We start from the raw sequence: 12964 nt of genomic DNA, 5'->3' as shown, positions 1-12964 counted from the left end.
TGATAGCAAATATGTTGGCTTATGCCAACCGACATTCATCTCCCACCTAAAATTGATGTTTCACACCTTCACATTTTTGAGGAAGGAGTCTTCTGTCGGAAAACGATAAAAAAATATGGATAAAACGCACATATTTCGTGCTTTTTATTTAGAAAAGAGGATATTTATGATGAAATATGAACATGCAATTAGTTTAGATAAGCCAACATTATCAATAGGGGAAATCATTTAAATCTTTCAAAAGCAAAAAATTAATTAACACGTTAAAAGTTATGAACTTATTATCTATAAAAGCAAACCTTTATCGCCTCTTTATATTGTTGAAAACTTCAAAATTTGACGATGAAGTAAGATAATAAGTATTAATTCATAATGGCATTCGGAAGGGAAGAACAAGGGAATTTAAATATGTAAAGTACTTGTTGCAATGCTAAAAGCACAAGAAATTAGAATATGAAACTTGAGAGGAGTTATATAATATGATTACAGTTAATCGAGGATACATATATGATCCAGATGATAATGAAGTCTTAATTACCGAAATTTATTATGAAGCTGCTACCGATACTAAACTAGGAAGTAAAATGAATAACTTATCTTACTCAGACATTCCTAATGAGATTAAAGAAAAAATAGAAGCAACTGCTTCATTATCCTATGTGGAAAGCATTGAGATGTCTCAGACATTAGCTGTCGTATATCAAAATGAAATTAACATGTATGGAAAACCAGAAAAATTATACTTTGAGTATACAAACATTTAAAAAGAAAAAAGACATTGAACAGTTTGTTTCAATGTCTTTTTTCTTTTTAAACTATAGAGGAACAAATGTTTAAGGTTTTGTTTGGCATTCTATAGTATTTTAGGTGTGTTATACTTATATTTATAAATCATAATATTTCGTATAAATCTAGGTTTGTTTGCTACTATTCGATATATATAACTGGAGGAAAAATTATGGTTTTTTTTAAAAAGATAGTATGTGGTGTTTGTGATAAAAAGGTTGGTTTAAATCGTTATAAAATACTAAAATCTGATGCATGGCTATGCCCAGATTGCTTTCATAAAGCAGGTGGCTTGGGTGTTGTAAGTGTAAGTACGGACACTATCGAAGAATTGAAAGCTACAATCGATGCAAAGATAGCAAAACTTGCTGAGGATCCATTGTCATGCGCTGAAGGAATGTATCAATTCTGTATAGATAATAAATTCGGTTCTGGCTTTAATGAAAAGTGGGGTGTAAAACACTTCAAGGTACTAGAAGATAACTTGATGAATGGCGAAAAAATTCATATGACTTATATCGGAATACATGATTATCAATCTACAACAAAGCATGATGGTAATTATGCCTACGCCATAACTAATAAACGCATTATGTTCGGACAAAAAACAATGGCTGGTGAAAAATTCAAAGCAGTAGATCATGAAAAGATAAATGATATATCTTTTGAAACAGGGATGTTGTTCGACTTTCTAACAATTGATACTCCGCAAGAAAAGATCAAAGTTGCGTTAGATAAAGATTCAGCAAAATCCATTAATAATCATATTCATCAAGTTCTAGATACTTTAAAAAATAAACCTAATAAAACTCAACCACAAGCAGTATCTGCTCCAATATCAACAGCAGACGAATTAAAGAAATTCAAAGAGCTGTGCGATATGGGTGTTATTACAGAAGATGAGTTTAACGCCAAAAAGAAGCAGTTGCTTGGTATATAAATACAAGATAAACAAGACAAGTATATAAGAGAGAAAAAGACATTGGACGTATTTGTCCAATGTCTTTTTTATTACACTGCAGAGGAGCATGTATAATGAATATTGTAAATGAAATAGAAATTGTACCCTATACAAATTATTGGCTAACCTATAGTTTCTTTTTAGGTGACAGTTTATTAAATTATTAGCGATAAAAGCCAATGATTTAAAATCGAGACATACTTTTTCTTATAATCTGACTAATAATTTTTGTTACCTAGGGCAAGGATATCAAGGTGTTGAGGCGGTACTAAGAAATGTACGAATTTGCCCAAAGTCATCATAAATATTGCGTGGAATAGGCCACATGTGCGTGACAGGATAGTTCTTTAAGCTACAATCAGGTAATACAATATCCCGCCATTTAGTAAGGAACTCCTCCATCTTTAGTTAAATAAAGAATCAAAAAACCAGATTCCACACTGCGTCCCCTAAGACGGTCCTGTTGTTATTTAGGATGTATGAAAAACTAACTTGATTACTCTTATCAGAATTGAGCATAACTGTACACGTAACGTTAGATATAGACATACAAACATCACTTTTATCTCCAGTATTACTGTTGAATACAATTCAACCTGGGGCAAAGTATGTTTTAGTTAAGCGTTTATTATCCGCCTCAGCAACTTTTAAGGCTGTTTCTTTTGGTTCGAATCCCATAAAATATCCCCTCTTACTCAATTATATATTCATTGTACGAATGTATTTTTGTCCTAGTAAATTGGATTTAACTATTTTTAAATATTAGGCAGTATTACTACTTTACTTAAATCTAAAATACATACATTGTCATGAACGAATTATTATTTTGAAGGAGATGAGATATTAATGCATATAGTTCCATGTTGTCATCTACAGCTATATACATCATTTACACCAAATCTTATGCAGTATATTCCATATAGGTCATGGGATACTTTTGTACAGCTCAACCCACAACCACTACCTCCTAGTACCTTTGTAGAACTCAATCCACAGCCACTACCTCCAAGGTATTATTAAAACAAAGGCTTTCTAAAAAACTTAAATTGCAGAGTACATCTAAAGATCACTGGAAAGGTAGTCTTTAGATGTATTTATATACAGAACATTGCTTTATATACAACTACAGAGGAACACACCATTCTATTACACGTAACCCACAATTTAACTTTCACTTGCCTTTGGACTTTCGACCTTCACCAACTTGAGTAATAAGGTATCTGTGATGATGGATTCTAACAAAACTTCAAGCAGGTATACAAATGTTATTAAGCATTGAAAGAAGTTGGGAAACTTCTAAAAGGATTTCTTGCACTAAACGGTAGAACAGTCCCTAAAACTTATAACCTTTTAATGCTGTAGATATTCGTTACCCGTATTTTAAAGCACTTGCTGCGCTAAGATACGTCTATTCAACCTTGCATGTTTTACTTCAAGTCGTATCATCTTTTGTATAGCAACCTCAGACAAAGCCTTTGGCTCATGTTTTTCGTACATCTAACGATATTTCCCCTGATTAAAATCAAATGCCACAAATAGGGGATTATCTGTATACTTTCTAGGTCTTACAGGTTCCGAAATAGTTTTATAGTACTTGTAGAATAGTTTCGTATAATCCTTTTATAATGATATATCAATTTACGCCATTTTCACCACGAACCATTAAGGTATTTCTAACCAACTGTATATCGCTCATATTAGGCGATACAAGCTCTTGTAAGGACAACCCACAGTTTACTACTAAATCTATTATAAAAGCGTTTCTATCCACAATAAGAGGGCCATATTCAACTTGTCTTTCTGTTAATCCTTTTGTTGAAAGGATAGTTTGTTTTAATAGTTTTTCTTCTGCTTTGGTAATAAAATCCTTATCACTTAGTGATTGATCAGGAATTAAGGAGAGGTGAAAATCATCTACTGAAGTATTTATCGTTAAAGACATGTTCAATTTATTTAAGAACGGCCATATTCTGTGCCTTGTTTTCTAGCTCATAGAAATACTCCTAATAATTTTCTTTAGGTAGTTCACTTCATGATTTGATATGTAGGAGCTTCTCATTTGCTCTTAGTCACTTATAAAAACCTTTAATATCGTAAGTATAACGTTCAACCTAGATTGTTTACGTCTATTTTCTGCTTATTTAGCAGAAAATGCTACTTCTAAACTAATACCCTTGTTCATTATAATTACCTAAATTCTTATCCTATATTATAACAAACAACAAGTGAAAGACCTGCTACCGCCCTTTGCTACGCTCGGTTGCTGGCATATCAAAAAGGAAAACGGATAAACAACCCTTTTCCTTTTTGATATGTTGTTTTTTATTTTCAATGACAAAAAGACAAATCTAGTCCTAATAAGGATTCGTAGATTTGTCCTTTTACATGGGAGTAATGATATGTTTTATTACCATTATTATAACGGTTTTTACAAATATTTTCAATTAGGTCTGACATCTTATTAATAATCATATTAGTAATAGTAAAATCTATTATAAATATATATCTTATATATTAAAAAGAAGTAAAGATAAAACTTTTATAGGCTATCAAAAATAGAGAAAACACCTACTCTCACAAGGGAAAATTGGATACTAGAACGTAAAAAATCATAAATAGTAGAAAATGTATCCGTAGATTCAATAATTATTAGACTTTCAATTCTACAAAAAAGCAGAAAGAAAATTATATGTTTCTACATAAAATCGGAAAGAAATTGATAAAAATCACTTTATATTTATTCAACCTTTAAAATAGGTCATGTTTTCTTTATTTTGGTAAATAGAGCAGTATGTAGCTTCAGATTATCCACATTTTGTTCAGAGAATATAGCTATTTCTTAACATTACTCAGTATTTATACATAACTCACATTATTATTGATGATTTTTATTAGATGAATTTAATAACACTAGTATTTCCAACAATATTAGTAAAATAGTATTCACATTTGATCATATTTGTCCTCATATTTACTATTTTTATAAATATTCTTCTGATTTTTTGTAGATATAAAATTGGATATTTTACTACACGTAAAGAATACTTAATGTATAGTGTGGAAATTCTATTATAGGTAGAAGAGGATTTGTATAGAAATGCATAAAAAAAGACTCCATTTTACATGAAGTCCTTCTAGTTTTGTATTTATAAATAGATTAGTAGAAAAAGGGGGGGAATAAACCAAACACGAATAGCCCTCCACTTTCGATTTTTTCAAAAATAGAGAGCTTGTTGCTATTATTTTATTTCCATTTCGGTTAGCACCTGATCTGGAGCCGTTATTGTTACACCGGCACGTACTAAACGTTCGAAGGTACGCATAAATTCTAGTAAATTAAACTGCTTTGGTAGCTCAATAACGCGAAGTTTTTCTTGTGGCAGCTTATCAATTGCCTCAATAAACCATTCACGTACATCACTTGGAATCGTGCGTTCTTTATGGCTACGAACTTTTAGCTTTTCACGCATTTCAATTTCTAAAGCGATATATGCATGGAGATTAACACCCTGATCATATGCATATTTTCTAAATAACGTTTCTTCCTGGTATTTTAAATAATTAAGGTGATAAGATTCTTCTGTTACTGGTACCACATACTTCTGCTTCAGTAGTACATGTACATTTCTAAACATCTTCTTAATGTTATGAAGAGAGTGCATAGAATAATGTAGACCAAAATTAAAGACAGCTTGCTCACGGTCACTATTTCTCTCTTTTGGTATGTGCTGCGCAATAAGAGGGTAGATACCTTCTTTCGCTGCAGTATCGAGAATTTGATATTGTGATGTTTGATGCAATAGTTTTTTCAATGTATATACGAGTTTTGTAGGGTATCCTTCTTTGCGATCAACCATATCACGAAGCCCACGAATGACACTACGAATTTGACGATGACAAGTATGCTTTAAGACATGAATGAACTTATTCATGTCTGCAGACAGTTCACCGATATTCATTTCTTGTAGAAGTACTTCAATGAATTTCGCTTTACGAGCATAGGTAGCTTTTGGTGTAAACGGATCCCTGTATTGTTCTTCTCCAGATTCTTTCTTACATAAGAAGTCTGAATGGATAGATAGATATAGTGTTGTATATCGTTTTGTATGTTTTATACCTTTTTGCATTTTGCAAATTTTGAATAGAGGACTACCGGTACATGGTAATGTACATGGTAATGTAATTGTTAATTCATCGATAACCGCACGGATTTGATGCGGATATTTTTTATGTAAGAAACGATACATTCCGCCAAAGTGAGTCTTATTTCCTCTTTCGTCCTGCTTGTCCAAAGAGCGCTTTAGCGTTATCTCTGTATGTTGTTGCATTGCGATATCTAAGAATAGCTTCTTAGCCGCTACAGATAGCTTAAAGAAAGCCTTTGTAAATACAACAGGACTAATATATACGTACGGATTTGCTTTTTCTGTTTCCTCATTCATAAAATGAGTGAATTTGATTGTATATCGGCCATCTAAGCCATTTTCAATAGAGATAATGTTATGTAAGCTTAACTTTTTCAAAGCGATATAGAATTGAGAATGCTGAATGTATGCAAGCTCTTCTTTATATTGCTTGTAATCTTCCCACATCATATGTATGGTTACATTGGGAATGACACCATTTGTATAGCATTTTTTATGTAGATATAAGAATACTTCAAGATCAGCATTCGTAATACCGTATAATTTATGTTTTCTTCCTATTTTTTCTGCCATTGTAGACATTGTGCGACGTGAAAAAGATGGTTTGGCTTGTTCGACAAAACCTTCCACATCAGCAATACGATCTTCGTATGTCATGTGCTGTAGAATATCTTCTAAATAAGTATCTTTATAAATGTAGTACTTCTCTTCAAATGCTTCCACAAGCTTTTGCCAAGATTTGAGTGTTACTAAAACTGCGTTTGTTGTTTCCCCATTTAAGCTACGTTGATTACCTATCACAAATGATTTTCCCATCTTTTTCACCTCCGTTCTACAAATTCAGAAATATATATCAAAATACTATAAAATATACCAATTTTAATTATAGCAAAAACGAATTTTGTAAAAATGTGCCCTTTAAGAGAGAATTTCAAAAAAGGCAACACCCCATGGGCCTTAGAGCGACAAGGGATAGAAAAAATTTTTTGTTTTTTTTTGGTACGCGACTTGGGAAGGAATGTTGCTCTTTTCTTGTATGATGCTATTTAGTGAAAAAAGGGGAAATCCTTTAATATCAATACTTTATTGATAGTTTAATTAATTTTTGGTACGCAACTTGGGAAAGATGTTGCTTCTTTTTCAGGAAAATGGGTACGCGACTTGGGAAAGAATTTTTGTGTAATATATAAATTGCTTTTGATTTAACATCTTAAATCACCTGATATAAAAGCATTTATGGCTGATTTTACTAATAAGATAGGTACGCGACTTGGGAAAAATGTTGCTTCTTTAGAAAAATAAGTACGCAAGATGGGGAGAATGTTGCTTCTTTTTAACATGAAATTAAATAATTTAAATGTTTGGTGTTGCTTCTTTAGAGAAATACGTACGCAACACGGGAAAAATGTTGCTTCTTCTAGTGGAATAGTACGTGAGTTGAGAATGGTGTTGCTTGTTTTGAACTAGGGGTACGCAAGATGAGAAAGATGTTGCATGTTTTACTTCCATTTAGTGAAAAGGGTTTTACAGACTAATAAAAACTAAGTGTATTGTTGCTATTACAAATACGAAAGTTAATTCTTGAATATCAGCTTCCATTTATTTTAAATTGTTTTATTTTGGATTCTACCAATTTTTATCCTTATGAACATAATATTTTATAAAGACATTATCAAATATGTTCAAAATAAAGATTGGGTTAGCATCATTTCAGATATTACAATGTCCTTATTGATAGTAATACTAGGATCGGTACTATATACAATTTTATATTTAGTATTTTCAAAACCCAAAATTCAATAAAGATTTACTTTCAATTATCACTCAAAGAAAGGAAAAAGACAGTAATAAATCAGCTGTCTTTTCTTTCTTGATACCTATAAAATTCTATTTTTTAGGCATCCACGTATGTCCACAATTCATGCAACCATTGACAATGTTCTTTCTATCCATAAATCCACTGAATATTGTTACAGGAAATCCTAAAAATACAATAATTATAAAGGTAAATCTAAACACATTTTGAACACTATGATCTCCAGCAGCGTCAAAACGAAGAAGTAAACAAAAAGAGACTATTAGAATTATAAATAAGAAAAAGAAGCCTAAAAACCAGGTTCTTTTTCTTATTCCCTTATGTAAACTTTTCAATATAAATTTAGATTGAACAAGCTTGGGTTCTATACTTCTAACCCCATAAATAATTTAGTTGTCTTCCAATTATTCACTTGAGATCCACTACTAATAGGACTAATTATTTTTAAATCCTTTCATTTTAAATTATATAGTTCGAATATTCGATTAAATATTTATAAATAAATTAAAATGTTAGAAAATACAAATAATATGGTATTCTTATTTATGTAATATTCATTCCAAAAAAGGGGGATTTTTCATGTTTAAGAAAGTAATAATTGGAACATTAGCAACTGGAATTATGTTATCTGGTGCTGGAGGAGTATTTGCGGAAACACCTACTGATACAGGTGTAAAATTAAAAACAATTGATAATAAAAAAAGTTTTGTTAAGAAAAAAGAAACACAAGACTTTCCTGGTTACAAATCAAAAGGGGAAATACCCACTGTAAAAGAGTGGAATGGAGTGACTTGGTATTTAAAAGGAGCAACTGAAGTAAGTAAAAATTCATGGACAGGGCATTATGAAGGGTGGCGAACAAGTAATAATTAAGAAACTTTAATTTATTACTCAAAAATAGGCAAAACATTCTATTTTTTAGGCATCCATGTATTTCCGCAATTCATACAACCATTGACAATATTTTTTCTACCAATAAATCCACTGAATAAAGTTATTGGTGCCCCTAGGAGCATAATAAATCCAGCAATAAATATGGCTATACCACGAAGAAGAGAACTTATAGGGATTATATCATCAACAGAAATAGAAGTTAATCCAGCTATAAGTGTAGCTAACATAAGAAACAGAATTAAAAACATCCTTTTAAAATTATAACCACGTTTATTACCAACTATTTGATCCGATTTACATTTCCTACAAACAACCCGTCTTGTTACCTTTTCTTTTTGTACTGTCATGTTCAATCACCTTTACAAACTTTAAATTTAAATAAACTAATTATAGGATATATTAACTACAATTAGATACAAATATTATTAAAACAAGCAAAACAACCCTAAACATAGGTTCTTTTGCTTGTTTTTCAATGTAAACTTTTTATTATTAGTTTATATTCAAATCCCCATATTTCCTTTGAAAGAGAAGCCGAGGCTATAAAAGCACTAAATAAAACCGTCACATACATAATAATTAATGGTTGTATTCTATGTATGCTATCTTTTTACGACATTAAAATATATTAGAATTAACATGGTATGAATGATTAGTAGCAATTGATATAATTGTATTAGAAGCAATTAGGAGGATTATTAGTGGAGAAGTTAAAAGTACTATTTCAAAACACCTTATATATAGCTTATCCTCTTTTAACTGGAGTTGAGGGAAGTGAAAAGGTTTTAAATAAATGGCAACAATTCTATCAAGATGTAGAAAGAGATCTACAGGAAATTTACAACTCAACTTATTCATCACAGACTTTCGAAAGGCTAGTAAAATGGGTTTCTAAAAAGGAAGCTTTAGGATTATCTGCGATAGACATTCTTTCAAAACTAGAAAATCATAGGGAAGAAATTTTTGAATGTCTAAGAGATGACTTATATATGGAGTTTGGAATTAAACTGCCTGTTATCGCAAAAGAATTACCCTTACATTCAGAGGCAAAGAGTGATTATATAGAACGAAGTAATGCAGGGTTTATGTACCATTTATCAGACACTATTGCTAAGAATAAGTTTACAGATGACCAAGATAAGAATGTACGGATTGCTCAATTACAGGATAAACAAAATAGTCTAGTGGTAGTATCGTCACACGATGATGGTGATATGAAATTACAAAGGGAAGAATTAAAAAGATGGAATACACTGATTGATTCTACTTTTTTAACAAGAGTAATGGATGATTTGACGGCGGACTGCCTCGACATTGTAACTGAACTTTGGGTAAAGAGTGCGGAAAATGATAAGACTATTGTACCTGTACATTACGAACAAGTATTAGATATGTGTAATATGAAACAAATCAAAAATGGTAAGGCTTATTATCGAAAAGAAGACAGATTAAAGATTATGGAGCGATTAACTGCTCTTGCTAGCATTTTTATTTATGTCAATGAAGATAATGAGATCGTGATATTAAATGAAGAAGATCCAAATGAAAGCCTAGCTTATAAAAAGCAAAGAATTCGAAGGTTATTTGTAATGGATGAAATTATCATTGCAAAAGATATTGATACAGATAAAACATTAGGAATAGAGAGTATGAACGTTACACCAGGAAGCTTTTTATCAAAATATCTCTATGGCTCTGAAAAGCTAACAGGTTTATTATCAAAAAAAGCCCTAGAGTATAACAGCAAGCAACAGAGATATCACAAAAGATTAACCAGATATCTAAGTTGGCGTTGGCGCATTCAACAATCCTATCAACATTTAACACATTCTTATAGTATTGGTGGTCCTAAAGGGTTATTACAAGTAATGGAGATAAGCACGAATAGAAAACCAAGTCTAATAAGACAAGTTTTTGAAAAGACATTAGATGATCTTATGAGGGACCAAGTAATTCAAGAGTGGAAATACTCTCCCGAAATTGATGAAGAAAAATGTAAGGGGAAAAACTGGTTTGAAAACTACTGGTTAAAATTGAAAGTAATCATTTCTCCTACAAATGAACTTGTTAAATTACAACAAGAGTTGATTACTAAGAAAAGTAAGCAGCACGCACCATTGGTCATTGAGATGGAAGAAAAGCCACCGGTAATTGAAGAGCAGCCAATAAGTATAGTAAATCAAGAACCCCCTAATAGTATTGAGTTTTATATTGAAAAGATGAACACGTATAAAGAGAAGAATAATAAAAGTATTCGTGAGTTAGCGATAGAAATAGATATTTCGTATTCAACACTTTCAAGGATGTTATCCGGTAAAAGAAAACGATTAAATGATGATACGAAAAATAAGCTAGATAAGTGGATAGAAAGACAGGTAGTAGTTAATCTGCTGTAAACGATGGTTTAAAAATAAATATATATAAACAAAAGGACTTAATCAAAGTAATGATTGATATTATCCTCTTTAGGTAGACAGTGTAAAAAAGACAATCAGGTAAAATGAACCTGCGAACAGAAAAAGGGGGGAAGTAAGGATACGGACTATGTGGAAGACTTTTATCAGTAATGTTTCAACAGATTTTCAATTTAAATTTCCTGCAACTAAAGATGAAATATCCCAAATCAAAGAAAAACTTAATGTTGAATTACCTAATGACTTATCCAGTCTATTAAATGAAACCAATGGAGTGTTCGATGAATACGATTGTCTTTTCATTTGGTCAATTGAACAAATTCTTAAAGAGAACCTGAATTTACGAAGTTTTGACGATTTTAAAGATTTGTATATGCCTTTTGATTGTCTGTTGTTTTTTGCAGATGGAGGAAATGGTGACTTATTTGGGTATGCAATATTAAATGGAGTCATACAAAAAGATGATGTATATGTTTGGAATCATGAAAACGATAGCAGAACGTGGGTTGCCCCATCATTAAAAATATTTATTGAATGGTGGAATAATGGTACTATTACTGTTTAATTGCACTTTCTAATTAAGTTAACGGGTGCTTTTATTTAATATCAGATAAAAGGAGAACACATATTGTATATGACTAATATGTGTTCTCCTTTATTTTTAAAGCTTTTTATAATTTAGGTCTTGATAACGTTTTGGAAAACTTATGGTTCTTTTTGTTTGCGGCAAAGTTATGCTCCTGGATTTGAAGAATATTTTTAATGTCGTTTTTTAAATAAAATGACATTGCTTATAAAAGGGGCGTAATGTTTTGAATAAAGTCTCGACGTTTTGTCCCTTAGGATCTGTTTATCCAAAGGGATATTTTTATAGTTCCAAAAAAATCTGAACGGAAAGACCGATTAAGGAATTGTTGAGTAGCAATAAAGTTATTTCATTTTTAGAATCAGTTCCTTCTTTCTGAGAAAAAACTTCTTCACTATATTATCTGGATTAATTTGGTGGTATTCTCCAGTTCGGACAAACTTAAAAAAATAGTTGTAATTCATCTTGAATTGAAAGATGGATAAAAAACATCATCTTTTCTAGTTAAATTTTAGAGATAATAACTTTTTTACACTTGGGGGAGTAAAAACTCTTAAGTTGATAGGAATGTATGGTGACTGCCTTGTCTGTTAGTCAAGGATAGTACTTTATATGAGTATGCAATTGTACATATTCATATAAAGTACATAATACATAAAACCCCATAAAGTTATAGTGAAAACATTTCTTTATATGATATTTATTAAGATTCAATGATTCCAACAAATTTTATGTTTAATTATAGTAGTAAAATTATTTCACTTCATGAAGTGATAATAGTATGAAAACTTTTTAAATATAATTAGAAAAAAACAAAAGATTTAATATCAGAAAAATCAAATATTAGAAATACAATTTTCTAGTTTACTTATAAAAAACATAGTGATTAAAATGGGGGGGAAGTAAGGACCTTATATTCTATCAAAAATAAATAAAAAACGTGATGCAATTACTCTTTCGAAAAAATTCTATCCTCAAGTGTGTATGAAGAAATTCTAACGTTAGATTTTACAGCATATACGATTAAAATCGTAAAAAATAATAGTAAAGAGGTGTACGGAATGAAGAGCAAAATTATGGCAGGATTTTTAATAACATCAATTGTTACCGGGGCGACTATTCCTATCAATACTCTCGCAACGCCAATCGTTCAAGCAGAAACAAAACAAGATAATATAGATATTTCCTCAGCATTACGAAAAATAGGTGCACACTCCAAATTAACACAAACCTTTATCGATGGAGCCTTATCAAGTCCGAATGTACAACTTGAAGAAGTTCCATCTTTAAATACAACTCAATTTCTAATTAAACAAGATATGAAAGAGTGGTCATCCGAACTTTATCCTAAATTAATTCTAT

8 protein-coding genes and 2 pseudogenes are annotated in these 12964 nt (G+C 30.9%); 7 read left to right on the top strand and 3 right to left on the bottom strand.

Going from position 1 to position 12964, the window contains the following annotated elements:
- Positions 1 to 479 precede the first annotated feature (479 nt).
- The 3 genes and pseudogenes from ACS2CR_RS31240 to ACS2CR_RS31230 form a co-directional block, all read left to right on the top strand.
- Entirely contained in the window at positions 480 to 764 is a 285-nt protein-coding gene (locus ACS2CR_RS31240; protein ID WP_097987557.1) for a hypothetical protein, read from the top strand.
- A 194-nt stretch (positions 765 to 958) separates the two neighbouring features.
- On the top strand, positions 959 to 1726 hold the full coding sequence (locus ACS2CR_RS31235) for a PH domain-containing protein (protein WP_153602987.1): 768 nt from the start codon (positions 959 to 961) through the stop codon (positions 1724 to 1726).
- A 1305-nt stretch (positions 1727 to 3031) separates the two neighbouring features.
- Positions 3032 to 3106 (top strand): annotated as a pseudogene (locus ACS2CR_RS31230) (HEPN domain-containing protein); the annotation flags it as partial.
- Positions 3107 to 3133: 27 nt separating this feature from the next.
- Here the strand turns inward: ACS2CR_RS31230 and ACS2CR_RS31225 are convergent.
- Both ACS2CR_RS31225 and ACS2CR_RS31220 read right to left on the bottom strand, forming a co-directional pair.
- Positions 3134 to 3929, bottom strand: a pseudogene (locus tag ACS2CR_RS31225) (integrase); the annotation flags it as partial.
- Positions 3930 to 4986: 1057 nt separating this feature from the next.
- Positions 4987 to 6708 (bottom strand): hypothetical protein, encoded by a 1722-nt coding sequence (locus ACS2CR_RS31220; protein WP_153602989.1) that lies wholly within the window; start codon positions 6706 to 6708, stop codon positions 4987 to 4989.
- A gap of 1579 nt (positions 6709 to 8287) precedes the next feature.
- Between ACS2CR_RS31220 and ACS2CR_RS31215 the strand changes: the two genes are divergently transcribed.
- Positions 8288 to 8581 (top strand): LCI fold-containing protein, encoded by a 294-nt coding sequence (locus ACS2CR_RS31215; RefSeq protein ID WP_000475233.1) that lies wholly within the window; start codon positions 8288 to 8290, stop codon positions 8579 to 8581.
- 38 nt (positions 8582 to 8619) lie between these two features.
- Here ACS2CR_RS31215 and ACS2CR_RS31210 read toward each other — a convergent pair whose 3' ends face one another.
- Positions 8620 to 8949: a hypothetical protein gene (locus ACS2CR_RS31210; RefSeq protein WP_016083155.1), complete on the bottom strand. Its 330-nt coding sequence runs from the start codon at positions 8947 to 8949 to the stop codon at positions 8620 to 8622.
- A gap of 354 nt (positions 8950 to 9303) precedes the next feature.
- Between ACS2CR_RS31210 and ACS2CR_RS31205 the strand changes: the two genes are divergently transcribed.
- The 3 genes from ACS2CR_RS31205 to ACS2CR_RS31195 all read left to right on the top strand — a co-directional run.
- The gene (locus ACS2CR_RS31205) at positions 9304 to 10998 is read left to right on the top strand and encodes a helix-turn-helix domain-containing protein (RefSeq protein WP_309567859.1); all 1695 of its coding nucleotides are present in this window, start codon (positions 9304 to 9306) and stop codon (positions 10996 to 10998) included.
- A 148-nt stretch (positions 10999 to 11146) separates the two neighbouring features.
- Positions 11147 to 11581 (top strand): SMI1/KNR4 family protein, encoded by a 435-nt coding sequence (locus ACS2CR_RS31200; RefSeq protein ID WP_016083153.1) that lies wholly within the window; start codon positions 11147 to 11149, stop codon positions 11579 to 11581.
- Positions 11582 to 12663: 1082 nt separating this feature from the next.
- Positions 12664 to 12964: HBL/NHE enterotoxin family protein (locus ACS2CR_RS31195; protein WP_438906130.1), on the top strand; the 301-nt coding region annotated here is incomplete at its 3' end.

The sequence above is a fragment of the Bacillus cereus group sp. BceL291 genome, assembly GCF_051776705.1.
Taxonomy (GTDB): Bacteria; Bacillota; Bacilli; order Bacillales; family Bacillaceae_G; genus Bacillus_A; species Bacillus_A cereus.
The sequence above is the reverse complement of the archived record's forward strand: the minus strand, read 5'-3'. Positions and strand labels throughout refer to the sequence as shown.